The sequence below is a fragment of the Streptomyces sp. NPDC002573 genome, assembly GCF_042889625.1.
GTDB classification, from domain to species: domain Bacteria; phylum Actinomycetota; class Actinomycetes; order Streptomycetales; family Streptomycetaceae; genus Streptomyces; species Streptomyces gibsoniae.
This window is the reverse complement of record NZ_JBIARC010000059.1, coordinates 22,264-46,103: the sequence shown is the minus strand read 5'-3', so window position 1 is coordinate 46,103 and position 23,840 is coordinate 22,264. Positions and strand designations below refer to the sequence as shown.

Genomic DNA, 23,840 nt, shown 5'->3' with positions numbered 1-23,840 from the left:
GGGGGTTGTGGTTTTTTTTTTGTCGGCGCCCCCCCCCCCAGCGCCCGGGGGGGGGGCGCGGGGGGGGGCTTTGCCCAAACCCCGCGGCGCAGGCGGGACTTTCGCAACACGCCCCAGGCGATGCCGTGGGCGGTCAGCAGGTCCTCGACCGCCGCGCGCACGGATCCGCGTAGCGGCCGGTGAGCAGGGTGTAGTCGGCTGCCCCGGTGTGCAGCACGACGCGCTGCTCCGCGAGCACCTTCCTGGTGGGTGCATGCCATTGCATGCCTGACACCGGTCGCGGCTGGTCGTTGAACCCCTGAGCCGTGATCACACCCGCACCGGGGCCCTGGGTCGCCGGGGCCCCGCTGCGGGTTCAGCCGCGGAGCTGGCCGAACAGGCAACTGGCGCGGCGTTCGCGTTCTCACGCGGTTACGGCGAGGCAAGTCCCCTCGCCCGCCTTCTGGCGGGTGAGGGTGTCAGACTCGCACCGTCCTGAGGGCGCGGGCCCAGGACTCCAGCTGGTCGAACAGGGTGGTCGCGGCGCCGTCGTGCTGCTCGCCCGGCTTGAAGACGGAGAAGTTCTCGAAGTCGGTGAACAGCGAGAAGGACAGCTGCTGACGCACGTGCACCAGCTGCAGTTCGCTGGCCACGCCCCGCAGGTGCTCGATGGCCCGGGCGCCGCCGAGGGAACCGTAGGAGACGAAGGCGCCGGCCTTGTCGTTCCACTCGCCGTACAGGTAGTCGATCGCGTTCTTGAGTACGCCGGAGGTGGAGTGGTTGTACTCGGGGGTCACGAAGATGTACCCGTCGAACTCGGCGATCTTGGCCGCCCATGCCTGGGTGTGCTCACCCTGGTACTGGCCCATGGCCGGCGGGATGGCCTCGTCCAGGTGGGGCAGCGGGTAGTCGGCGAGGTCGACCAGCTCGTACTCGACGCCGGTGCGGGCGCCGGAGCGGTCCACCACCCAGTCCGCGACAGCCTTGCCGTTGCGACCGGGCCGGGTGCTGCCGAGGATGACGGCGATCTTCAGGTCACTCATGAGTCTTCTCCTTGATGGGCCGCCGATGCGAGGCGGCTTCATATGAACTTTCATGTCCGAGCCTGGGGCGACGACCCATGAAAATTCAAATGTGAGTCCTGACTCGTGAGCGTTCATGCCAGATAGACTCCGGGCATGCCTGAACAGCCTCGGTCGACGAACGATCAGCCCCGCTGGCTGACCCCGGCAGAACGGGAGACATGGCAGCAGTTCGCAATGATGCTGCACCGACTGCCCGCCGCCCTGGGAGCACAGCTGCAGCAGGACGCACAGCTCAGTTACATCGAGTACTACGTCCTCGCCGGACTGTCCGACCAGCCGGGACACCGCATGCGCATGGGCGCCCTGGCCGTGCTCGCCAACTCCGAGCAGTCACGCCTCTCCCACATGATCAGCAGGCTGGAACGCCGGGGTTTCGTCCGCCGCGAACCCGACCCCACCAACGGCCGGTACACCCAGGCGATCCTGACCGACGCCGGCCACGCCCATCTCACCGAAGCCGCCCCAGGACACGTGGCCGAGGTACGCGACCTCGTCTTCGACGTTCTCGACCCCGCCGAACTCATCAGCCTGCGCAACGCCGCCGAGAAGATCAGCGCGAGGATCGACGCCCGGGAGCAGCAGGCCGGCCCCCGCAAGGACACCGCCCCTCAGCCGTCACACCGGGACGCCACGCCGTGATGGGCTTCCCTTCCATGCGCGCCCACGGCAGGTTCCTCAGGACCACCCGGAGCCTCAGTGGGCAACCACCGGCACCGCCATCTCGACCTCGACGTCCTCGCCGCCCGGGCGGCGGTTGACCAGGGTCAGGACGATGAGCGTGGCGATCACCAGCATGCCGACGGCGAACCAGATGGCATTGGCGTAGCCGTGCACCACGCCCTGCAACTGGACCAGCTGCGGCTTCGTCCCGGCGTCGGCGATGTGGTCCTTGACGTACGAGGTTGTCGCGGAGGCGGCGATCGTGTTCAGCAGGGCGGTGCCGATCGCTCCGCCCACCTGCTGCGAGGTGTTGATCATCGCGGAGGCGACACCGGCGTCCCGGGGCTCGATGCCCTGGGTGGGCAGGGACATGGCGGGCGCGAAACGTCGTACCCATTCCGAGACCGATCAGTACCAGCGCCGGCAGGACGGTCGAGGCGTATGACGAGCCGACCTCCAGCCGAGCCGGCAGCAACATGCCGGCCGCGGCCACCAGGAAGCCGGGACCCATCAGGAACCGGGCCGGGACGCGGGTCACCAGACGGGTGCCGATCTGGGTCGAGCCGACCATCATGCCCGCGACCATCAGCAGGAAGGAGAGCCCGCTCTTGCCCGGCGAGTAGCCCTTCACGACTTGCAGGTAGTAGGTCAGGAACAGGAAGCTGCCGAACATCGCGATGACCGCGATACCGAGGGAGAGGTAGACCCCGCCGCGGTTGCGGTCGGTGACCACGCGCAGGGGCAGCAGCGGGGCCTTGGCCTTGGCCTCGGTGACAACGAAGGCGAGGAGCAGGACCGCCGACACGACGAACAACGAGATGGTCGTGGTGTGGGTCCAGCCGTCGGAGTCGGCACGGGTGAAGCCGTAGACCAGCGATACCAGGCCGAGGGTGGACAGGACGACGCCGGGGATGTCGAGCGGGGAGCGGTTGCGGCCGACCTCGGGCTCACGGACCACGAGTCGCCGCGACGATCGCGAACGGGACGTTGACGAAGAACGTCCAGCGCCAGTCCAAGTACTCGGTGAGCACCCCGCCGAGAATGAAGCCGACGGCGCTGCCACCACCGGCGATCGCACCGAAGATGCCGAACGCCTTGGCGCGCTCCTAGGCGTCCGTGAACATCACGGCGAGGAGGGAGAGCACGGCGGGGGCGAGCAAGGCGCCGAAGGCGCCCTGGAGGGCGCGGGCGCCGAACATCGCCGCGCCGGTGGTCGCCGCGCCGCCGAGTGCGGAGGCCGCGGCGAAGCCGACCAGGCCGATGACGAAAGCCCTCTTGCGGCCCCACAAGTCGGATACCCGGCCGCCGAACAGGAGCAGACCGCCGAAGGCCAGGGCGTAGGGTGTGCGGTTGTGCAGCGGGTGCGGAATGTCCGCCGCGCACAGTCCCTCCTGCACACCGCGTCTGATCACCTTGGTCATCGGGGTCGGCGGACCCGGCCTTCAGTCCCTGCGGTCTCTTGCTGGTGGAGGCGTTGCAGGCGGACGGCGGGGCGGTCACCGGCGCCCGATGAAAGCCGCGGGTGGCGGCCCCGGGATCACCGGAACCGCCGCCCGCCCAAGAGCCGCGCCGCGTCAGGCGGTACGGCGCTCCCTGCGGCGCAGGGTGAGGTAGGTACCGGTCGCGCCGGCGGCGAGGAGGGCGCCCGCAGCGATGCCCACCGGGACGGCCGGGAACGAGGCGTCCGTCGTCGCGGCCGTGTTCTGCATGGCCGGTCCCGGGGTGATGCTGGTGGCGACCGCCTTCACGGGGCGGATCGGACCGACCGACTTCACCGAACCGTCGGTGTTCAGCAGCACCTGCCTGTTGTTGGGGTGACGGAAGTCGAACATGCCCGCGAGCGAGCCGGCCGCAGCGTCGAACGAGTGGTCACCGACCCGCCCGGTGTGCCAGTTGTCCTCGATGAAGCGCATGATCGACGACTGGTCGGTGCGCGTGTGGTCGATCTTGTTCACCTTGCTGTACGGGGAGACCACGAGCAGCGGCTGACGGGTACCCGGACCGCAGCGGTCCGCGTAGCCGCCGGCGGCCGCCGGACCGGCCTGGCAGGCGGGGCTGTCGGTCGCCTTGCCGTTGGAGCCGGTCGAGGTGTCCTTCGAGCCGTTGCGGGGCTTGGCGTAGGCGTGGTCGTACCAGCCGTCGGAGTCGTCGTAGGCGATGACGACCGCGGTCGACTTCCACTGCGGCGACTTCTGGAGGGCGTTGATCTGCTGGACCAGGAAGTGCTGCTCGTCGATGGGGTCGGAGTAGGCGGCGTGGCCGTCCTGGTACTCCGGGGCCTTGACGAAGCTGACGGCGGGGAGCTTGCCCGCCTTGAGGGCCGCGTCGAAGTCGGTCAGGTCGTAGTTGTGGTTCGCCTGGCCGTTGTGGCCGATCTCGTCGACGTTCTTGGGCGGCAGGTGGTGCGGGTTGGACGTCGACTTGTAGTACTGGAACGGCGAGTGGTGGGGGCTGTAGTCCACCGCCGCGGCGCCGCCCACGTTGGTGTGCGTGGTGTCGCACTTGGCGTAGTCACCCTGCTTGCCGTCCCACGCGGTGGACGGCCGGAACCCGCCCTGGAACCAACCCCAGGTGATCTTCTTGGAGTTGAGTACGTCGCCGATGTTGCGGCCCTGCATCGAGGCGAGCGCGTTCTTGCTGGTGTGGTCCTTGCCGGCGCAGTCGTCGTAGGCCGGGTCGGGGTCGTTGACGAGCGTGCCGACACCCTTGGCGTCGGGCGACTGGACGGTGTAGGAGTCCGGCGTGGCGGTCTGCTTGGGGTTCTCGGTGCCGGAAGCGGGGTCCGTGGAGACGACACCGTGCGTCTGACCGGAGATCAGGTTGAGCGCGCCGGGCGTGGAGGGACCGTAGACCGAGCTGTAGGAGCGGTCGTTCATGGAATAGTGCTGGGCGTAGTTCCACAGCCCGGTGACGGTGTTGCCGTCGTAGTAGTCCATGACCAGACCCGGCTCGCCGAACAGGGTGCCGGAGCACTTGCCCGAGTCGGTGTTCTGCACGAACTGGTCGTTCCTGCCGCCGTTGTACGCGTACTGCTCGGGCCCGTAGGCGTGGTTCTGGTCGCAGGTCATGGCCTGGGACGGGGTGAGCCGCTTGGGCGCGTACTGGTTGGGGTTCTTCGTCAGAAGCCCGGCGGTGCGCAGGTTGTCGACGTCCTTCGGGGTGTTCTTGGACGCCGTGAACTTCGTGCCGTCGGAGTTCGCGGCCTTGGGGTAGGTCGCGAAGTAGTGGTCGAAGGAGACGTTCTCGTCGAAGAGGACGACCACGTGCTTGATGGGCGTGGCCGTGGAGGAGGAGCCCCAACCTCCGTCGGGCGCGGCGGCCCAGGCGGGCGCGTGTGCGCCGAGGAGCGTCAGCGCGGCGGCCCCCGCGAGCGCACCGATGCTCCGTGTCGTTGCTCGTCTTCCCCTGCTGGCCATGCTGGTTCACCTTCCGGACACGAACGTCATTGCCACATACGGTCAGGGATGATCCGCCCGGCGGACGGCAACGCGGCGGAGTGATGGTGGCGTGTACATGAACAGCAAGTCAGGGAAGCCAGAAGAAGTCTTGACCCTCTGTTGACCCTGAAATCCCGGCAGAGTGCACTCACTTGTCTGAACAGGTTCAGCTCAGGAGGGCACGTCCGTACCAGTCCGCCCCGTCGCGCACACCGGGGAGCGCGAAGAAGTAGCCGCCGCCGAAGGGCGAGATGTAGTCGGTGAGGGGCTCGCCCGCGAGGCGGCGCTGCACGGTCTCGAACTGGCGGGCGAGGTCCTGCTGGTAACAGCAGAACAGCAGGCCCATGTCGAGGTTGCCGTTGCGGTCCGTGCCGGCGTCGTAGTTGTAGGCACGGCGCAGGATCCGCTGGTCGGCCGTGGCCGCCGTGCGCGGGTTGGCCAGCCGTATATGGCTGTCCAGCGGGATGACGTCACCCTTGGGGTCGCGCGGGTAGTCGGGGATGTCGTGCTCGGCGTTCCCGTCGAGGGGCGCACCGGACTCCCGAGCCCGGCCGAACATGCGTTCCTGCTCGCTGAGCGAGACCCGGTCCCAGAACTCCACGAGCATCCGGATCAGCCGTACGACCTGGTAGCTGCCGCCGACCGCCCAGTCCGGCTCGCCCGCGCCCCGGTCCACCCACACCAGACGGTTCATCATGCGGGCGTCGGTGGCGTCGGGGTTGGCGATGCCGTCCTTGAAGCCCAGCAGGTTGCGAGGGGTGCCCGAGGGGCGCGGCGGACTGGCGAAGCCGTCGAGACGCCAGCGGACCTGCATGGCACCGCGGGTGTGCCGGGCGATGTCCCGCAGGGCGTGCAGCACGGTGTCGGAGTCGTCGGCGTGCAGTTGGAGGCTGAGGTCGCCGTGGCACCACTCGGACTTGAGGTCGTCGTCGGGGAAGGCGGGCATGGCCGTCAGCCGGCGCGGGCGGTGTGCGGCCAGGCCGAAGCGGTCGTCGAAGAGCGCGGAGCCGACGCCGACGGTCACCGCCAGTGCGCCCGGGGACAGTTGACCGCCCAGGATGCCGGAGTCGGCGGGCGGGCCGGTGATACCGAGGGGCGGAGGCGTGCCGCCGGAGGTCAGGAAGCGGGCGCGCGCGGTGAGGGTGCGCAGAAGATCGGCCAGTTCCTTGCGGCTGTCGACGGTCACGTCGAAGGAGGTGAACGCGGTGACCCGGCGCGGGGCGGCGAGCACCGACTGCTGGTGCGGGCCGTGGAAGGGGGCGACGGAGGGTGCGCCGGTGCCGGCGTCACCCGACGGGGCGGCGTCACCCGACGGGGCGGCGTCACCCGACGGGGCGGCGGCGCCGCCGGCGGCGAGACCGGCGCCCGCGAGGGCCGCCCCGCGCAGGAACCCGCGCCGCCCGACGCGGCTCGTGGGGGGCGGGGTGGTCATACCGTCCTCCGGGGATCGCAGAGCGTCGCCACCGGGGCGAGCCGCTCGACCAGGTCGCCGAGGACCGCGTCGACCTGTTCGCGCTGCGCCCGGTCCAGCCGGTCGAGCGGGGTCCAGCGGCCGTCGTGGGCGAAGCCGTCCAGGAAGCGCGCCGCGCGGTCCAACTCCTGTTCGAGAGCGGGCAGGCCGGGGTCGCGCGTGGTGAGCAGGGGGTGCAGCCGGGACAGCACGGCGCGGGTGCCGTCGATGCCGGCGCGGGCGGTGGCGAGATTGCTTCCGCTGCCGTAGTCGGTGCGTCCGGTCAGCTCGAACTGCACGGTGTTCTCCAGGATCTCGTGTGCCCGCAGACCCAACTGCGCCGGGTCCATCCGGGCCTGCGCCCAGTCGGCGCGCAGTGCGCGGACCGCCTTGAGGAGGGCGCCCGCGGGAGCGCGCAGACCGGCGGCGGACTCGCCGTGCCACAGCCCGTACTCGACGCGGTGGAAGCCCGTGAAGGACGGATCGTGGACCCTGCCGGGCAGCCCGGCGTCGGTGCCGTTGATCTGCCCGTCCGCGTCACCGAAGGCGTCGTACGCCGCGCCCAGCCGCTCGTACTCGAGGTGGGCGGGGAGCCAGGCCCTGCGGGCCGCGTCGAGGTCCCCGCGGTCGATGGCGTCCTGGAGCCCTCCGGTCAGCCGCACGACCTGGTCCAGGCCGCCGGCGACCCACTTCTGGTAGTCGATCGCGAGGGGGATGAGATCGTGCTGGGTGATGGGGGCCGCCGCGGGCCCGGGTGTCCCCCCGGCGATGCGGACGGTGGGGCCGGTGACAGCTTCGGCGTCGTCGGGCAGACAGGTGAACGTGTACGAGCCCGCGCCGAGCCGGACGGTCAACGGCCGGGTCGTGCCGGGGGCGAGTCCTTCGATCTCCCCGTAGACGGCCCGGGTGCGGGCGTCCTGGAGATACACCTCGGCGGCGCCGTCGGAGGTGTTGTGCATGTCGAAGACCTGAAGACCGTACACCGGGCGGCTCCAGCCGCGGCCGCAGGCGCTCGGCGACACCTCGACGGTGGTGTGCGGAAGCCCGTCGGCGGCGGCCCGCGCGCGATGGTCCGGGGACAGGATGCCGACCAGCGCCGCCGTTACCAGGGCCGGCACCAGGACGAGTGCGCCGACCGCCCGGAGTCGGGCCGGCCGTGATCCGAGGCCGGGCACCGGCATTTCCCAACGCCTCCCCGGGCGACGTACGAACGTGACCACGCGCCCCATTGCCACAGGGCACCGGCGCGATGGGCTCATGCTAGGCAGCACCCGGCACCCGAACAGCCCGGACGCGAGGACGGACACCAAGATTTCCCCGGCAGTTCACCGAGCGCTCCCCGCCGGCACCGAACCGGCCCCGGCGGAGCACTCCGCCGTGCCGCCCGGCCGAGCCCTTCGTAGGCTGGTGGCCTCGGGGCACGTCATGGAGAGGTCTGCGATGCCCCGGAGTATCTGGTCAGGAGCGATCAGCTTCGGCCTGGTCACGATCCCGATCAACGTGGTCCCCGCGACCGAGGACCACAGCGTCCGCTTCCACCAGTACCACCTGGAGGACATGGGCCGGGTGCGCGTACGCAAGTTCTGCGAGATCGAGGACCGTGAGATCCCGCAGGACGAGATCGGCAAGGGCTACGAGATCGCCAAGGACCAGGTCGTCGCCGTCCTCGACGAGGAACTGCGGGAACTGCCCCTGCCGACGACGCGGGCCATCGAGATCGCCGCGTTCGTGCCGGCCGAGTCCATCGACCCCCTCCGGATCGGCGAGGGCTACTACCTCCAGGCCTCGGGGACGGTCGCCACCAAGCCGTACGCGCTGCTGCGCAAGGCGCTGGAGCGATCGTCGAGAGTGGCGGTGGCCAAGTTCGCCTGGCACGGCCGGGAGCGGCTCGGCCTGCTGCGCGTGCGCAACGACGCGATCGTGCTGCACGCGATGCGCTGGCCGGACGAGATCCGCGACCCCCGTGAACTGGCCCCGCAGGAGGTGGCGCTCTCCGACGACGAGATCGCCGAGGCCGAGCACCTCATCGGGCGCATGACCCGGGACAGCCTCGAAGGCCCCGACTTCGTCGACCACTACACGGAGGCGCTCGAGCAGGTGATCGAGGCCAAGCGGGAGGGCCACGCCCCGCCCGAGGCACCGGAGCCGGAGGCCGGGACCGGCGCGGTGCTGGATCTGATGACCGCGCTCCGGGACTCCGTGGCCCGGGCGAAGGCGTCCCGGGGCGAGGAGGCGGATGCCGAGGTCCACGAGCTGCCCAAGAAGAGCGCGGCCGCAAGGACGGCCTCCGGGAAGACGGCGAAGAAGGCACCTGCGAAGAAGACGGCGGCGAGGAAGACCGCGAAGGACACCAAGAAGGAGACCACGGCCAAGAAGACCACGGCCCGCAAGACGGCCCGTCGGCCGCGCAGCGCCTAGGTCCTGTCGTCAGACTCCCGCCTGCCCCGCGACGCCATGCACGCTCCCCCACGCCGCCGCAGAGCCCGCCCTCCGGGCGGACGACGGCAGTTTGACGACAGGACCTAGTGCTGTGACCGGCGGCGTTCGCCGGGTTGCCCCGGTGATTTAAGGGAGGGCGCGGCTCCTGCCGGTCGAGGTACGGTCCCGCCATGTCCCGATCAGTCGAAACCGGCCCGTCCCCGTCCCCCGTCACCGCGGACGACCTCGCCCTTGCCGTGCGGCTCGCGGCGGCGGTGCTCCGCAAGGCGCCCCCGTCCGCATGGGACGGGAAGGCGGGTTCGCTGGAATGGGACTGCTGGGAGACCGTCGAGCACCTCAGCGACGACCTCTTCGCATACGCCGCGCAACTGGGCCCCAGAACACCGCCCTTGGACGGCGAGGTGCCTTTCGTGTGGGAGAGCCGACGGCCCGGCGGCCCCGCGAACGCCATTCACGCGGACCGCAAGGCGGGGCCCACCGGCCTGTTGCAGGTGCTGGAGGCAAGCGGCGCGCTGCTGGTCGCCATGGTGCGCACGACGCCCCCGCAGGTTCGCGCCCACCACGTCTTCGGTGCCTCCGACGCCGAGGGCTTCGCCGCGATGGGGATCGTGGAGACCCTGGTGCACACGCACGACCTGGCCCAAGGGCTCGGACTCGCCTGGAGCCCACCCGCCGATCTGTGCTCGCGGGTGCTCGCCCGGCTGTTTCCGAACGCCCCGCGGTCCACGGATCCCTGGCCCACGCTGTTGTGGGCCACCGGACGTACCGAACTGCCCGGACACCCTCTTCTGACCACTTGGCGCTGGGACGGCACGCCTCGGGCCCAGGCCCTGTCGTCAAACTCCCGCCTGCCCCGCGGCGTCAGGTACGAAGCGACCTGAACGCGGCCCGGAGCTCTTTGGTGAAGATGTCCGGCACTTCCCAGGCGGCGAAGTGGCCGCCGCGCTGCGCCTTGTTGAAATAGATGAGCTTGTGGTAGCTGCGTTCGGCCCAACTCCGTGGCGCCTGGTAGATTTCGCCGGGAAACACGGTGATGGCGGCCGGGACGGAAACCGAGACGGCGTTGAAGTTGTTGGCGTTGTTCTCCCAGTAGAGGCGAGCGGAAGAGACCGCGGTGTTGGTCACCCAGTAGAGCGTGATGTCGTCGAGCATCTCGTCCACCGTGAGCACCCGCTCCGGTTCGCCGCCACTGTCCGTCCACGCGGCGAATTTGTCGTACATCCATGCGGCCAGTCCGGCCGGCGAGTCCGTCAGCCCGTATCCCACGGTCTGTGGCCGGGTGACCATCATGGCGGAGTAACCCGAGCCCGTCTTGTAGAAGGCGGCGAGTTTTTCGTACGCGGCCCTCTCGTCGGGGGACAGTCCGGCCGGGGCCGGATCGCCGCAGGCCAGTTTCTCCGCGATGTCCGGGGGCACGGTGGCCGGGAAATTCACATGGATGCCGAGCAGTCCCGCGGGTCGCTGCATCGCCAACCTGTCGGAGATCACCGCACCCCAGTCGCCGCCCTGGGAGACGTAGTGCTCATATCCCAGACGCCCCATCAAGGTGTCCCAGGCTCGCGCAATACGGTCCGGGCCCCAACCGGTGCTCGTCGGCCGCTGCGAGAATCCGTAGCCGGGAATCGAGGGTATGACGAGGTGGAAGGCGTCGTCCGCGCGTCCCCCGTGAGCCGTGGGGTCGGTGAGCGGGTCGATCACCTTGAGGAATTCCAGGATCGAGCCCGGCCAACCGTGGGTCAGGATCATCGGCAGGGCGTGCGGATGGCGGGAGCGCACATGAAGGAAGTGAATGTCGAGCCCGTCGATCTCGGTCAGGAACTGCGGCAGGGAATTCAGCCTCGCCTCGATGTTCCGCCATTTGTAGGACGTCCCCCAGTAGTGGGCGAGCTTTTGCATCGTGGCCAACTGGACGCCCTGGGACTGATCACGGACCGTCTCACGGTCCGGCCACCGCGTCGCGATGATGCGCCGACGGAGCTCGGTGAGATCCTCTTCCGCGATCTTGACATGGAAGGGACGGATGTCCGCACCTCCGGGCGTCGCGGCCGGCGTCCTGAGAGGCGAGCCGAAGGCTCCTGTGGTTGCCGCGGTCATGGCGGCGGCCGAGGTGGAGAGAAACGTGCGCCGAGAGTGTCGCCAGGTGGTTTCGGGCATGACGGACCTCCTTGGGTGATGCGCAGGCTTTCAACAGGGGGCTCTTCCGAGAGGGAACTCTCGACGACGTCACGCCTCGGATTGCCCAGCGGCGAAGACGGAGATCCGGCAGGGAGGTCCCGCGAGCCGGGGCAGCGACATCCAGAAGGCAGCGGCAGGCATCGATGAGATGCCGAGTTCACCACGGGTGTCATGACTGAACGTAACGATATGCAGCACTGTGTGAACTCGCAACCCGGACCCCGGAGCTGCCGGGCGGCCGGCGTCGGAAGGGGCCGCGTCGGACATCCGGCCGCGCACGGGAGGCTGGAACCGATTCGTCTACGACGCCCGCCTGGGGGAAGCTGTAACCGCGACCGCCCGTCCGACCTGGGAACACACCATGGCGTTCTTTGCGATATCCGACCGGCACCCGCTGCGACTGCTGTCCGCCGCCGACCTGGCAATGGAGCACGAACGGCTCCTGGAGGAGAACGCACAGCTCCACCAGGCCGTCTCCTCGCACGCCCGTATCGATCAGGCGATGGGCGCCGTGGTCGCCATCGGGCGCATCGCGCCCGAGGAGGCCTGGCGCGTCCTGCGGGATGTCTCACAGCGTACGAACACCAAGCTGCGCGTCGTGGCGGAAGCCATCCTGAGGTACGCGCAGGACGGTGTCCTGCCGGAGCCCATCCTGATAGAGCTGGACAAGGCGCTCGAACGGTACAGGATCTGCTCCCACCCGACCGGGAACCGATCCCAACCGGCCGGAGGCCCATCTCATTCGACCGCGGCCCGACCCCCCTCGACAGGAACCCGATCCCACCCGGCCCAGTCCACAGATCGGGGGACCGCCCCGACGGCCCCCTCCCCCGCCCGTCCGTCACCGCGCAGACCGTCGCGGCCCTGAACCGGCCGTGCGGACTCCCGGAGGGCGGCGTCCAGGTCTCCGGGGGACGGATCGACACCCCCACCGGCGCCACTACTTGAACGCACGCCCTCCGTCCAACCACGCCCCCGCGACCAGGAGTTGAAAAGATTCCTGTGTCCGGGGGCTTGCCTGGTCTCCAGCATCATCAGTTAAATCAAGTCGTGAACTAAGCGGTTTCCAGGGCCCGTTCACTCTCCACCCGATCGGGGCGGCACAGGCAGCCGCGTTCCGGGCCCAGTTGCCCACCAGACACCGCCGTTCCGCGCGCCCTCGCACGCCACCGCTCGTCGTGACCACCCGTTCACCGCACCCGCAGGGAACCCCACATGAGACTCAGATCCCTGCGTGTCGCGCTGGCCGCCACGGCAGCGCTCCTCACCCTGCCCGCCATCCCTTCCCCGGCCGCCGCCTCGGCCGCGGCCGAGACCCCGCTGTCCCAGGGCAGAACGGCCACGTCGTCCTCCGACGAGAACGCCGGGACGCCCGCCGCCGACGCCGTGGACGGCGACACCGGCACCCGCTGGTCGTCCGCCGCCGGCGACACGCAGTGGCTCCAGGTCGACCTCGGCGCCACCGCCACGATCGCCAAGGTCGTCCTCAACTGGGAGACCGCCTACGGCAAGGACTACAAGATCCAGGCCTCCCAGGACGGCAGCAACTGGACCGACCTGAAGTCCGTCACCGGCGGCGACGGCGGCATCGACACCCTCGACGTGTCGGGACAGGGCCGCTACGTCAGGATGTACGGCGTCCACCGCGCCACCCAGTGGGGCTATTCCCTCTGGGAGTTCCAGGTCTTCGGCACCTCCGGCACCACCGCGCCCTCCTGCGACACTGCCGACGCCGCGAAGGGCCGGCCCGCCTCCGCCTCCTCCACGGAGAACGCGGGCACCCCCGCCTCCGCCGCCTTCGACGGCGACACCGGCACCCGCTGGTCCTCCCAGGCCTCCGATCCGCAGTGGGTGCAGGTCGACCTGGGATCGGTACAGAACCTGTGCAAGGTCGACCTGACCTGGGAGGCCGCCGACGCCAAGGAGTTCCAGATCCAGGCCTCGGACGACGGCCGGAGCTGGAGCACGCTCAAGAGCGTGACCGGCGCGAGCGGTGGCACGGCGGCGTACGACGTGAGCGGCTCGGGCCGCTATCTCCGGATCTACGGGACGGTCCGCGCGACCGGCTACGGCTACTCCCTGTGGGAGGTCGCGGTCCACACGGCCTCGTCGGGCGGCACTCCCCCCGTCCAGGGCGGTGGCGACCTCGGACCGAACGTGATCGTCGTGGATCCGTCCACGCCCGATCTCCAGCAGAAGTTCGACCAGGTCTTCGCCCAGCAGGAGTCGAGCCAGTTCGGCTCCGGCCGCTACCAGTTCCTGCTGAAGCCGGGCACCTACAACGGCATCAACGCCCAACTGGGCTTCTACACCTCGATCTCGGGACTCGGGCTGAACCCCGGCGACACCCGGATCAACGGTGACATCACCGTCGACGCGGGCTGGTTCAACGGCAACGCCACCCAGAACTTCTGGCGCTCGGCGGAGAACCTCGCCCTCAAGCCTGCCAACGGCACCGACCGGTGGGCCGTCGCACAGGCCGCGCCGTTCCGCCGCATACACGTTCAGGGCGGACTCAACCTCGCCCCGAACGGCTACGGCTGGGCCTCCGGCGGCTATATCGCCGACTCGAAGATCGACGGCACGGTGGGGCCGTACTCCCAGCAGCAGTGGTACACCCGCGACAGCTCGGTCGGCGGCTGGACCAACGGAGTGTGGAACATGACGTTCACCGGCGTCCAGGGCGCCCCGGCGACCAACTTCGACTCCGGCCCGTACACCACGCTGGACACCACCCCCGTCTCCCGCGAGAAGCCGTTCCTGTATCTGGACGGCAGCAGCTACAAGGTCTTCGTGCCCGCCAAGCGCACCAACGCCCGTGGCGTGTCCTGGCCCGCCGACGCGGGCACCTCGCTCCCGCTGGACCAGTTCTACGTGGTCAAGCCGGGCGCGACCGCCGCGACGATCAACGCCGCGCTGGCCCAGGGCCTCAACCTGCTCTTCACCCCGGGGATCTACCACCTCGACCGGACCATCGACGTGACACGGCCCGACACGGTCGTGCTCGGCCTCGGTCTGGCCACTCTCGTCCCCGACAACGGCATCGACGCCATGCACGTGGCGGACGTCGACGGAGTACGGCTCGCGGGCTTCCTCATCGACGCCGGACCCGTCAACTCCGACACGCTGCTGCAGATCGGTCAGCCCGGTTCGACGGCGGACCACTCCGCCGATCCCACCACCGTGCAGGACGTCTTCGTCCGTATCGGCGGCGCGGGCCCGGGGCTGGCCACCAACTCCGTCGTCGTCAACAGCGACGACGTCGTCATCGACCACACCTGGCTCTGGCGCGCCGACCACGGGGACGGGGTCGGCTGGGACACCAACCGGGCCGACTACGGTCTGCGCGTCAACGGCGACGACGTCCTGGCCACGGGACTCTTCGTCGAGCACTTCAACAAGTACGACGTGCTGTGGAGCGGCGAGCGGGGCCGCACGATCTTCTTCCAGAACGAGAAGGCCTACGACGCCCCGAACGCGGCCGCCGTCACCCACGACGGCATCGTCGGCTACGCGGCCTACAAGGTCGCCGACACGGTGAACGTCCATGAGGCCTGGGGCCTGGGCAGCTACTGCAACTACACGGCCGATCCGACGATCGTCCAGGCCGACGGCTTCCAGGTGCCCGAGAAACCGGGGATCAGGATGCACGACCTGCTGGTGATCTCCCTGGGCGGGAAGGGCCAGTACGCCCACGTCGTCAACGACACCGGCGCCCCCACCTCGGGAACCGACACCGTTCCGTCCAAGGTCACCCAGTTCCCCTGACGAAGGGCCCGCTGATGCCGTAGGGCATGATCGCCCGGACCACGCCTCACGATCCGGGCGGTCGGCGGCCTTGACCCGGGACGTCCGGGGGGCGAATGTGGCCGCAGGGATGGATCAGCACACGGGAGGCGCCGTGACGACTGCTTCAGAGCCCCGGGTGTCGGGCCTCGAGATCCGGTCCATCGACTATGTCCCGCTGGACGAACGGCACGGCAAGCTGTGGCATCTGGGCCCGTTGTGGTTCATGTCCAACGCGCAGATAGCCACCCTCGCGGTGGGTCTGATCAGCATCACCGAGGGCGGCAACCTCCTGTGGTCGCTCCTCGCGATCGTGGCGGGCACCGTCATCGGCACCTTCTTCATGGCCTTCCACTCGGCCCAGGGCCCCCAGCTCGGCCTGCCCCAGATGATCCAGTCGCGGCCCCAGTTCGGATATGTCGGGGCCCTTCTGGTGTGGCTGTTCGCCTATGTGCAGTACGCGGGGTTCAACGTCTTCAACACCATCCTCGCCGGCGACGCGCTGCACACCACGGTCCACGGCGGCGTCAAGCTGTGGGTGGTCGTGGTCACCCTGGTCGCCTTCGTGATCGCGCTCGTCGGCTACGACATCATCCACCGGGCCGAGCGGATCCTGACGTACACCTTCCTGGTCGTCTTCGGGATCTTCACCGTGGGGGTCCTGGTCAATCTGCACTACCCGCCGGGCTCGTTCGACCTCGGCGGCTTCCGTTGGACGCCGTTCCTCGCCCAGTTCGGTGTGGTCGCCGGCTACCAGATCAGCTGGGCCATCTACGTCTCGGACTACTCGCGCTACCTGCGGCCGGACGTGACGGTCCGCAAGACCTTCTACTGGACGTACTTCGGCTCGGCGCTCGGCGGCGTCTGGCTGATGACCCTCGGCGCCCTGCTCGCCGCCTGGGCGGGCAAGGACTTCGAGACGATCCGCTCGATCGACGCCGCGGGCGACACGGTCTTCAGCGGCTTCGGCGCCGTGGTGCTGCTGTTCGCCGCGCTGGGCCTGGTGTCCGTCACGGCACTCAACATGTACGGCGGATCACTCACGCTGATCAGCGGCATCGACTCCTTCGCGAAGGTGCGGCCGACGCTGGCTGTCCGGCTGGTCGCCCTGGGGCTCACCGCGGCGCTCTCCCTCGTCGGCGCGCTGGCCGCGTCGTCCCACTTCCTGCAGAACTTCAACAACTTCCTGCTGCTGGTGCTCTATCTGTTCATCCCGTGGACCTCGGTGAACCTCATGGACTACTACGTGGTGCGCCGCGGCCACTACGCCATCGCCGAGATCTTCAACCCCCGCGGGATCTACGGGCGCTGGGGTCCCCACGGCATCGTCGCGTACCTGGTGGGGTTCGCCGTCATGGTGCCGTTCTTCTCCGTGGGCGATCTCTTCGTCGGGCCCGCCGCCCGCGCACTCGGCGGAGCGGACATCTCCCTGTTCGTCGGGCTGCCGGTCGCCGCGCTGCTCTACTGGCTGCTGACCCGGTCGATCGACGTGGCGGCCGAACAGCGGCTGGCCGAGGCCGAGGCGACGGCGCTGGAACAGGCGGCGCACGAGCACCGCGAGCCCTGACCGGCGGTTCCGCGAAAGGGCAGGGACTGACATCTCCTGGCCAGCGGAAGACAGTTGAGGTTGCGTACCGAGGCTCATCGGAGAAGGATCGATCCCTTGTGAGCCAACACTTTGATGTTCTTGTTCTGGGAGCGGGGCCCGGTGGCTACACCGCCGCGGTCCGTAGCGCGCAACTGGGTCTGTCCACCGCGGTGGTCGAGGAGCGGTACTGGGGAGGCGTCTGCCTGAACGTGGGCTGCATCCCCTCCAAGGCCCTGTTGCACAACGCCGAGATGGTGCAGTTCGTCGCGAACGAGGCCAAGGCGTACGGGATCAGCATCGGCGGGGAGGTGGCCGTCGACTACGGGGCGGCCTTCCAGCGCAGCCGTAAGGTCGCCGATGGCCGGGTCAAGGGCGTTCACTACCTGATGAAGAAGAACGCCATCACCCAGTTCGACGGGCGCGGCACCTTCACCGACGACCACACCCTGGTGGTGACCCTGGCGGACGGGCGCACCGAGACGGTGACGTTCGGCCACTGCATCCTGGCCACCGGCGCCCGCCCGCGGCTGCTGCCCGGCACGGCCCTGTCGGAGCGGGTGGTCACCTTCGAGAACCAGATCCTCAGCGAGACCCTGCCCGGCAGCATCGTCATCGCCGGCGCGGGCGCGATCGGCGTGGAGTTCGCCTACGTCCTGCGCAGCTACGGCGTGGATGTGACCATCGTCGAGTTCCTGGACCGTATGGTCCCGCTGGAGGACGAGGAGATCTCCAAGGAACTGGCCAAGCACTACCGCAAGCTGGGGATCGAGGTCCTGACCGGGACCGCCGTCGAGAGCATCGACGACTCCGGCCCCCGGGTCCGCGTCACCGTCGACAAGGGCGGCGAGCGGCGGACGCTGGAGACGGACAAGGTCCTCCAGGCCATCGGTTTCGCACCGAACGTCCAGGGCTACGGCCTGGAGAACACCGGGGTGCGGCTGACGGAGCGCGGTGCGGTCGAGGTCGACGGGCGCTGTCGCACCAGCGTGCCGCACATCTTCGCGATCGGGGACGTCACCGCGAAGCTGATGCTCGCGCACGCCGCCGAGTCCATGGGCATCGTGGCCGCGGAGACCATTGCGGACGCGGAGACCATGGAGCTGGACTACACCATGATCCCGCGGGCCACCTACTGCCAGCCGCAGGTCGCCAGCTTCGGCTGGACCGAGGCCCAGGCGCGCGAGCGGGGCTTCGACGTCAAGGTCGTCAAGTTCCCCTTCACCGCCAACGCCAAGGCTCACGGCCTGGGACAGCCCGTCGGCTTTGTGAAGATCATCAGCGACGACACCCACGGTGAACTGCTCGGCGCCCACCTCATCGGCCCCGAGGTCACCGAGCTCCTCCCGGAACTCACCCTCGCCCAGCAGTGGGACCTCACCGTCCACGAGGTCGCCCGCAACGTCCACGCGCACCCCACCCTCGGCGAAGCGGTCAAGGAGGCCGTCCACGGCCTGGCCGGCCACATGATCAACATGTGAGGCCCGCGCCTGAGAGTCACGCCCGTGCCCGGCGGCCGCGTGCCGCCGGGCTTCGCGCTGTGGACCACCCACCGCAAGATCGAAGTTAACGTGGGTTTAGCATGTGAGCGCCGCCTAGCTCGAAAGATAAACCTGTGACTGTCAACGACGACTCGTTCACCAACTGGAAGAACCGCGAGGAGACCGCGGAGTCGATGATCCCGATCATCGGGAAGCTGCACCGTGAGCGGGACGTCACCGTCCTGCTGCACAGCCGCTCCCTGGTGAACAAGTCGGTGGTCAGCATCCTCAAGACCCACCGGTTCGCCCGGCAGATCGCCGGTGAGGAACTCTCGGTCACCGAGACGATGCCCTTCCTCCAGGCCCTCACCGCGCTCGACCTCGGCCCGTCCCAGATCGACATCGGCATGCTCGCCGCGACGTACAAGAGCGACGACCGTGGTCTGTCGGTGGCGGAGTTCACCGCCGAGGCCGTCGCCGGCGCGACGGGCGCCAACAAGATCGAGGGCGGCGCGGGGCGCGATGTCGTCCTCTACGGGTTCGGCCGCATCGGGCGCCTCGTCGCCCGCCTGCTCATCGAGAAGTCCGGCTCCGGCAACGGCCTGCGGCTGCGCGCCATCGTCGTGCGCGGGGGCGGCGGCCGGGCCGCCGAGGACCTCGTCAAGCGCGCCTCGCTGCTGCGCCGTGACTCCATCCACGGGCAGTTCCAGGGCACGATCACCGTCGACGAGGCCAACAGCGCGATCATCGCCAACGGCAACGAGATCAAGGTGATCTACGCCGACGACCCGACCTCGGTCGACTACACGGCGTACGGCATCAAGGACGCCATCCTCATCGACAACACGGGCAAGTGGCGCGACCGCGAGGGACTGTCGAAGCATCTGCGCCCCGGTATCGACAAGGTCGTCCTGACCGCGCCGGGCAAGGGCGACGTCCCCAACATCGTCCATGGCGTCAACCACGACACGCTCAAGCCCGACGAGCAAATCCTGTCCTGCGCCTCCTGCACCACCAACGCGATCGTCCCGCCGCTGAAGGCGATGGAGGACGAGTACGGCGTGCTGCGCGGCCATGTGGAGACGGTCCACTCGTTCACCAACGACCAGAACCTGCTGGACAATTACCACAAGTCCGACCGTCGTGGCCGGTCCGCGCCGCTCAACATGGTGATCACCGAGACCGGTGCCGCCTCCGCCGTCGCCAAGGCGCTGCCCGACCTCAAGGCGCGGATCACCGGCAGCTCGATCCGGGTCCCGGTGCCCGATGTGTCGATCGCGATCCTCAACCTTCAGCTCGCGCGGGAGACCACCCGCGAGGAGGTCCTCGACTACCTCCGCAACGTGTCGCTGACCTCGCCGCTGAAGCGCCAGATCGACTTCACCACCGCCCCCGACGCGGTGTCGAGCGACTTCATCGGCTCGCGCCACGCCTCGATCGTCGACGCGGGCGCGACCAAGGTCGAGGGCGACAACGCGATCCTCTACCTGTGGTACGACAACGAGTTCGGCTACTCCTGCCAGGTCATCCGCGTCGTCCAGTACGTCTCCGGGGTGGAGTACCCGACCTACCCGGCGCCGGCGGTCTGATCCCGGCCCACAGCGCGCACCGGTCCCCCGGCGGACGGGGGCCGGTGCGCGCTGCGCTTTCCCCGGCACTCCTGCCGTCTCTCACCTCGTGCGATGCTGGGAAGAGATCATGACGGGACGCGGAGAGAGCGGCGGAGGGTGCATGGCGAGCCGGTCGGTTCGGGCGAAGGTGTGGGCACGCATCGTGGCGTCGGACCCCGGGCTGCTGCGGCTCACGGCCGGGCTGCGGACTGTGTGCTCCATCGCGCTCACCCTCGCCGTCCTGGCCTTTCTGCGGGCCGACGTGTCGCATCTGGTGGCCGGGGCCATCGCGGCCATGGTCGCGACGTTCGCCATCCGTGAGAAGGAGCGGACACCACAGGCCCTCACGCTGGCCCTGGGCCTGCCCGTGGCACTGGCCGCGGTGTCGCTGAGCGCGCTGCTGCACTCCCACCGGGTGGCCGGGGACCTCGCCTTCCTCGGGCTCATCTTCGGCGCCGTCTACGGCCGCCGGTTCGGCGACCGCGGCACGGCACTGGGACTGATCGTCTTCCAGGTCTACTTCCTCTCCCTCTTCGTCGGCGCGACCGTCCCGGCGCTCCCGAGGCTCTGTGTCGCGATCGTCGTCGCCTTCGGGTGCAGCGCCTTGGCGCGCTTCGCCCTGGTGCCCGACACCCCCGCGGGCATCCTGGACCGGCTGCGCCAGGCGTTCCGGGCCCGTCTCGCGCAACTGATCTCGGCGTACCTCGACCTGTTCGACGCCGGACCGGACGACCTGCAGAAGGCGCTCGACGAGGTGCGCCGCAGGACCGCGGCACTGCACGAGACGGCCATGATGATCCAGGGACGGCTGGAGGAGGGCACCTCCGACGACGCGATGGCCCGGCTCGTACAGCGTCGTATCGCCGACGCCGAGATCGCCGCCGAACGGCTGGGACTGCTGCTGCTCACCGCGCGCAGCGCGAAGCGGGCCGACACGCTCACCCTGCATCTGCCGGGGGCCCCGCTGCCCTCGGGCGGCCCGCTTCCGGAGCGGGACGAGACGACCGCCGTACTGCGCCGCGACCTCGAGGCGCTGCATCTGCTTGTCCTGCGGCCCGCCGCACAGACCGCGGGAACGGCGGTGTCCCATGTGCGCAACCGGCTCCTCGCCTACCGCGAGGAGGAGAACCTGCCGCACGCGCCGGCCGCCGTCCAGGACGTCTTCCGCGGGATCGGCGAGCTGGGGCGCGCCGTCCTGGGACTGCGGATCGCCTTCGAAGGACCCCAGGACGAGTCCGACGACACCCCCGCCGCGGCCCGCTCGCGCGAGGAACTGGACGCGGAGGACGCCGCGATCGACGGCAGCGAGGAGGCGGCCCGCCCGGAGGCGGACGCCACCGGGCTCCGGCGCCCCACCACCCGCGCCGCCGTGCAGGTGGCCGTGGGATCGGCGCTGGCCATGGTCGGCGGCGAGTTCCTCTCCAGTCAGCGCTGGTACTGGGCCGTGCTGACCTGCTGGATCGTGTTCATCAACACGGCGTCCACCGGGGAGATCCTGGTCAAGGGCTATCGCCGGCTGGTGGGGACCGTCCTCGGGGTGGTGGCGGGCATCCTGCTGGCCGGAGTGGTCGGACACCACACATGGACGGCGTTCGGGCTCGTGCTGCTGTTCATCTTCGCGATGTTCTACACGGCACCGCTGTCGTACACGCTGATGTCCTTCTTCGTCACGGCCATGCTGGGCCTGCTCTACACGGTCCTGCACACCTACACCGCCTCCGTGCTCCTGCTGCGCATCGAGGAGACGGCGCTCGGGGTGTTCTGCGGAATCGTCGCGGCGGCGGTGGTGCTGCCGGTCCACACCGATCGCCGTACGAACGAACTCCTCGGCACCACGCTGGCCCGGCTCGCCGATGTCACCGAGGCCGCCGTCGGCCAGCTCAGCGGCGGTCCCGCGGTCAATCTGCTCGACCGGGCCCGCGATCTGGACCAGGCGCTGGCCGATCTGCGTTCCTCGACGCAGCCGCTGACCCATCCGATCACGCCGATGCGGGCCCGTCGGGACACCGCCCGCTATCTGGTGGCGATGCTGGAGACCTGCGCCTACCACGCGCGCGCCCTGGCGGCGACCGCCGAACTGCTGCCCGAGCACCCGTCGATCGCGGCGGATCCCCGGCTGCGCGGGGCGGGCCGGCGCATCGTCCACAACATCGAGGCCATCGCCACGCACGTCGGCGACGAACAGTCCGACGCCGCGATCGAGACGGGCCCCAGCATCGCGGCCATGCTCAAGCCGGGCACCCTCGGGGCCCCGCACTACGACCGCGTCACCGATCGGGTGCTGCGGCACCTTCAGCGCCTGGACGAGGCGGTGGCCGGACTGGCCCGTCCGCTGCACGTCCCCACCCAGACGCCGAAGGCCTGACCACCGCCGGGGCGCTCGTCGGCCGACCGCCCCGGCGCGCCGGTGCCGTCCTCGGTGCCTCAGTCGAAGCGCAGGTCGGACAGCTGCCGTTCGAGCGCGGTGACGTCGTCGTCCTCGGGTGTCTCCTCGGACGCACGGGCGGCCATGAGGGCGGCGAGCTCGCCGCCCGCCCGCCGGATGCGCGCGGGCAGCCCCTCGGTGAAGGCGTCGCCGCCGGACCCCCAGTCCTCGGACGCCGCGTACACCGCGGTGGGGACGACCGCCGCGCGCAGATACGCGAACAGCGGGCGCAGCGCGTGCTCCAGCACCAGGGAGTGGCGGGCCGTGCCGCCGGTCGCCGCGATCACGACCGGTTTCCCGGTCAGGGCGTCCGGGTCGATCAGGTCGAAGAAGGACTTGAAAAGCCCGCTGTAGGAGGCGGTGAACACGGGAGACACGACGATCAGCCCGGTCGCGCCAGTCACCGCGTCGATCGCGGCGGCCAGCGGCGGGGCCGGGAATCCGGTGACGAGGTTGTTCGCGACGGCGACGGCCAGTTCCCGCAGCTCGATGACCTCGGTCTCCAGCTCCTGGTCCTGACCGGCGAGTTCGCCGCGGACCGACTCGGCGAGGCGGTCCGCGAGCAGACGGGTGGAGGACGGGGTGCTCAGCCCCGCGGACACGGCGACCAGCTTCATGCTGCCGTCTCCCTCTTCCCGGACGCCGCGGCGGCGACCCGGGACGCATGCGTCGGCGCGTCCGGCACATCGGCCGGGCGGCCGCTCGCGAACTCCTTGCGCAGGACGGGCACGACCTCCTCACCGAGGATGTCGATCTGTTCCAGGACGGTTTTCAGGGGAAGGCCCGCGTGGTCCATCAGGAACAGCTGCCGCTGGTAGTCGCCGACCGTCTCACGGAAGGTCAGCGTCCGCTCGATGACCTGCTGGGGAGAGCCGACCGTGAGCGGGGTCTGCTCGGTGAACTCCTCCAGGGACGGCCCGTGCCCGTAGACGGGCGCGTTGTCGAAGTAAGGGCGGAACTCCCGTACGGCGTCCTGGGAGTTCTTCCGCATGAACACCTGGCCGCCCAGTCCGACGATGGCCTGTTCCGGCCGGCCGTGCCCGTAGTGGGCGTAGCGCCGCCGGTACAGCTGGACCATCTGCCGTGTGTGCTCGGCGGGCCAGAAGATGTTGTTGTGGAAGAAGCCGTCGCCGTAGTAGGCCGCCTGGTCGGCGATCTCCGGGGAGCGGATCGAGCCGTGCCAGACGAACGGCGGTATGCCGTCCAGCGGTCGGGGCGTGGCGGTGAAGCCCTGCAGCGGCGTGCGGAACTTGCCCTCCCAGTCGACCACGTCCTCGCGCCACAGCCGGTGCAGCAGCGCGTAGTTCTCCTTGGCGAGGTTGATGCCCTGGCGGATGTCCTGCCCGAACCAGGGGTAGACGGGACCGGTGTTGCCGCGCCCCATCATCAGGTCCACCCGGCCGTCGGCCAGGTGCTGGAGCATCGCGTAGTCCTCGGCGATCTTCACCGGGTCGTTGGTGGTGATCAGTGTCGTGGCCGTGGACAGGATCAACTTCTCGGTGCGCGCGGCGACATGGCCGAGCATGGTGGTCGGGGAGGACGGTACGAAGGGCGGGTTGTGGTGCTCGCCCATGGCGAAGACGTCCAGACCGGCCTCCTCCGTCTTGAGCGCGATGGCGACCATCGCCTTGATGCGTTCGTGCTCCGACGGCGTACGGCCCGTGGTCGGATCGGTCGTCACATCACCGACCGTGAAGATGCCGAACTGCATGGATCCCTCTTCTTCCG

The 23,840-nt window shown here is 69.6% G+C and carries 17 protein-coding genes and 1 pseudogene; 9 read left to right on the top strand and 9 right to left on the bottom strand.

From position 1 onward, the window contains the following. Positions 1–133: 133 nt before the first annotated feature. Together ACFYX0_RS36485 and ACFYX0_RS36480 are read right to left on the bottom strand one after the other, a co-directional pair. A complete protein-coding gene (locus ACFYX0_RS36485; RefSeq protein ID WP_388977194.1) occupies positions 134–265 on the bottom strand; it encodes a hypothetical protein in 132 nt (43 codons plus the stop codon). A gap of 193 nt (positions 266–458) precedes the next feature. Then, positions 459–1,022 carry an NADPH-dependent FMN reductase gene (locus ACFYX0_RS36480; RefSeq protein WP_388977191.1) on the bottom strand — a complete coding sequence of 188 codons (564 nt, stop codon included), beginning with the start codon at positions 1,020–1,022 and terminating at the stop codon, positions 459–461. Positions 1,023–1,157: 135 nt separating this feature from the next. Here ACFYX0_RS36480 and ACFYX0_RS36475 point away from each other — a divergent pair, with 135 nt between their 5' ends. Next, positions 1,158–1,703: a MarR family winged helix-turn-helix transcriptional regulator gene (locus ACFYX0_RS36475; RefSeq protein ID WP_388977188.1), complete on the top strand. Its 546-nt coding sequence runs from the start codon at positions 1,158–1,160 to the stop codon at positions 1,701–1,703. 54 nt (positions 1,704–1,757) lie between these two features. Here ACFYX0_RS36475 and ACFYX0_RS36470 read toward each other — a convergent pair. The 4 genes and pseudogenes from ACFYX0_RS36470 to ACFYX0_RS36455 all read right to left on the bottom strand — a co-directional run. After that, positions 1,758–3,070, bottom strand: a pseudogene (locus ACFYX0_RS36470) (MFS transporter); the annotation flags it as partial. A 228-nt stretch (positions 3,071–3,298) separates the two neighbouring features. Next, the gene (locus ACFYX0_RS36465) at positions 3,299–5,140 is read right to left on the bottom strand and encodes a phospholipase C (protein WP_388977185.1); all 1,842 of its coding nucleotides are present in this window, start codon (positions 5,138–5,140) and stop codon (positions 3,299–3,301) included. Positions 5,141–5,327: 187 nt separating this feature from the next. Continuing rightward, entirely contained in the window at positions 5,328–6,593 is a 1,266-nt protein-coding gene (efeB, locus tag ACFYX0_RS36460; protein WP_388977182.1) for an iron uptake transporter deferrochelatase/peroxidase subunit, read from the bottom strand. Continuing rightward, positions 6,590–7,792: an EfeM/EfeO family lipoprotein gene (locus ACFYX0_RS36455; RefSeq protein ID WP_388977178.1), complete on the bottom strand. Its 1,203-nt coding sequence runs from the start codon at positions 7,790–7,792 to the stop codon at positions 6,590–6,592. The genes efeB and ACFYX0_RS36455 overlap by 4 nt, the downstream gene beginning before the upstream one ends. A gap of 259 nt (positions 7,793–8,051) precedes the next feature. On the opposite strand from ACFYX0_RS36455, the gene ACFYX0_RS36450 reads away from it, so the two are divergent. Together ACFYX0_RS36450 and ACFYX0_RS36445 are read left to right on the top strand one after the other, a co-directional pair. Further along, complete coding sequence (locus ACFYX0_RS36450; RefSeq protein WP_388977175.1) at positions 8,052–9,029, top strand: Ku protein; 978 nt, start codon at positions 8,052–8,054, stop codon at positions 9,027–9,029. Positions 9,030–9,220: 191 nt separating this feature from the next. Then, positions 9,221–9,931 carry a hypothetical protein gene (locus ACFYX0_RS36445; RefSeq protein ID WP_388977172.1) on the top strand — a complete coding sequence of 237 codons (711 nt, stop codon included), beginning with the start codon at positions 9,221–9,223 and terminating at the stop codon, positions 9,929–9,931. On the opposite strand, the gene ACFYX0_RS36440 is transcribed toward ACFYX0_RS36445, so the two are convergent. Next, a complete protein-coding gene (locus ACFYX0_RS36440; RefSeq protein WP_388977169.1) occupies positions 9,912–11,204 on the bottom strand; it encodes an epoxide hydrolase family protein in 1,293 nt (430 codons plus the stop codon). The two genes, ACFYX0_RS36445 and ACFYX0_RS36440, sit on opposite strands and share 20 nt — an antisense overlap. Before the next feature lie 382 nt (positions 11,205–11,586). Between ACFYX0_RS36440 and ACFYX0_RS36435 the strand changes: the two genes are divergently transcribed. The 6 genes from ACFYX0_RS36435 to ACFYX0_RS36410 all read left to right on the top strand — a co-directional run bounded on the left by ACFYX0_RS36435 (position 11,587) and on the right by ACFYX0_RS36410 (position 22,052). Beyond that, positions 11,587–12,093, top strand: coding sequence for an ANTAR domain-containing protein (locus ACFYX0_RS36435; RefSeq protein ID WP_388977166.1), 507 nt, complete (start codon positions 11,587–11,589; stop codon positions 12,091–12,093). 347 nt (positions 12,094–12,440) lie between these two features. Continuing rightward, entirely contained in the window at positions 12,441–14,993 is a 2,553-nt protein-coding gene (locus tag ACFYX0_RS36430) for a discoidin domain-containing protein (protein ID WP_388977164.1), read from the top strand. 133 nt (positions 14,994–15,126) lie between these two features. Continuing rightward, positions 15,127–16,578 (top strand): purine-cytosine permease family protein, encoded by a 1,452-nt coding sequence (locus ACFYX0_RS36425; RefSeq protein ID WP_388977161.1) that lies wholly within the window; start codon positions 15,127–15,129, stop codon positions 16,576–16,578. A 98-nt stretch (positions 16,579–16,676) separates the two neighbouring features. After that, entirely contained in the window at positions 16,677–18,077 is a 1,401-nt protein-coding gene (lpdA, locus tag ACFYX0_RS36420; protein WP_388977159.1) for a dihydrolipoyl dehydrogenase, read from the top strand. A gap of 134 nt (positions 18,078–18,211) precedes the next feature. Beyond that, complete coding sequence (locus ACFYX0_RS36415) at positions 18,212–19,666, top strand: glyceraldehyde-3-phosphate dehydrogenase (RefSeq protein ID WP_355913172.1); 1,455 nt, start codon at positions 18,212–18,214, stop codon at positions 19,664–19,666. A gap of 142 nt (positions 19,667–19,808) precedes the next feature. Beyond that, positions 19,809–22,052 carry an FUSC family protein gene (locus tag ACFYX0_RS36410; protein ID WP_388977156.1) on the top strand — a complete coding sequence of 748 codons (2,244 nt, stop codon included), beginning with the start codon at positions 19,809–19,811 and terminating at the stop codon, positions 22,050–22,052. A 59-nt stretch (positions 22,053–22,111) separates the two neighbouring features. Here ACFYX0_RS36410 and ACFYX0_RS36405 read toward each other — a convergent pair whose 3' ends face one another. Both ACFYX0_RS36405 and ACFYX0_RS36400 read right to left on the bottom strand, forming a co-directional pair. Then, on the bottom strand, positions 22,112–22,729 hold the full coding sequence (locus ACFYX0_RS36405) for an FMN reductase (protein ID WP_388977154.1): 618 nt from the start codon (positions 22,727–22,729) through the stop codon (positions 22,112–22,114). Beyond that, a complete protein-coding gene (locus ACFYX0_RS36400; protein ID WP_388977152.1) occupies positions 22,726–23,823 on the bottom strand; it encodes an LLM class flavin-dependent oxidoreductase in 1,098 nt (365 codons plus the stop codon). Before ACFYX0_RS36400 ends, ACFYX0_RS36405 begins: the two co-directional genes overlap by 4 nt. Between the last annotated feature and the right edge of the window lie 17 nt (positions 23,824–23,840).

Coding starts and splice junctions, on each gene's coding strand:
- ACFYX0_RS36485 (WP_388977194.1), bottom strand. CDS start 265: ATGCAATGGCATGCACCCACCAGGAAGGTGCTCGCGGAGCAGCGCGTC.
- ACFYX0_RS36480 (WP_388977191.1), bottom strand. CDS start 1,022: ATGAGTGACCTGAAGATCGCCGTCATCCTCGGCAGCACCCGGCCCGGT.
- ACFYX0_RS36475 (WP_388977188.1), top strand. CDS start 1,158: ATGCCTGAACAGCCTCGGTCGACGAACGATCAGCCCCGCTGGCTGACC.
- ACFYX0_RS36465 (WP_388977185.1), bottom strand. CDS start 5,140: ATGGCCAGCAGGGGAAGACGAGCAACGACACGGAGCATCGGTGCGCTC.
- efeB (WP_388977182.1), bottom strand. CDS start 6,593: ATGACCACCCCGCCCCCCACGAGCCGCGTCGGGCGGCGCGGGTTCCTG.
- ACFYX0_RS36455 (WP_388977178.1), bottom strand. CDS start 7,792: ATGCCGGTGCCCGGCCTCGGATCACGGCCGGCCCGACTCCGGGCGGTC.
- ACFYX0_RS36450 (WP_388977175.1), top strand. CDS start 8,052: ATGCCCCGGAGTATCTGGTCAGGAGCGATCAGCTTCGGCCTGGTCACG.
- ACFYX0_RS36445 (WP_388977172.1), top strand. CDS start 9,221: ATGTCCCGATCAGTCGAAACCGGCCCGTCCCCGTCCCCCGTCACCGCG.
- ACFYX0_RS36440 (WP_388977169.1), bottom strand. CDS start 11,204: ATGCCCGAAACCACCTGGCGACACTCTCGGCGCACGTTTCTCTCCACC.
- ACFYX0_RS36435 (WP_388977166.1), top strand. CDS start 11,587: ATGGCGTTCTTTGCGATATCCGACCGGCACCCGCTGCGACTGCTGTCC.
- ACFYX0_RS36430 (WP_388977164.1), top strand. CDS start 12,441: ATGAGACTCAGATCCCTGCGTGTCGCGCTGGCCGCCACGGCAGCGCTC.
- ACFYX0_RS36410 (WP_388977156.1), top strand. CDS start 19,809: ATGGCGAGCCGGTCGGTTCGGGCGAAGGTGTGGGCACGCATCGTGGCG.
- ACFYX0_RS36405 (WP_388977154.1), bottom strand. CDS start 22,729: ATGAAGCTGGTCGCCGTGTCCGCGGGGCTGAGCACCCCGTCCTCCACC.
- ACFYX0_RS36400 (WP_388977152.1), bottom strand. CDS start 23,823: ATGCAGTTCGGCATCTTCACGGTCGGTGATGTGACGACCGATCCGACC.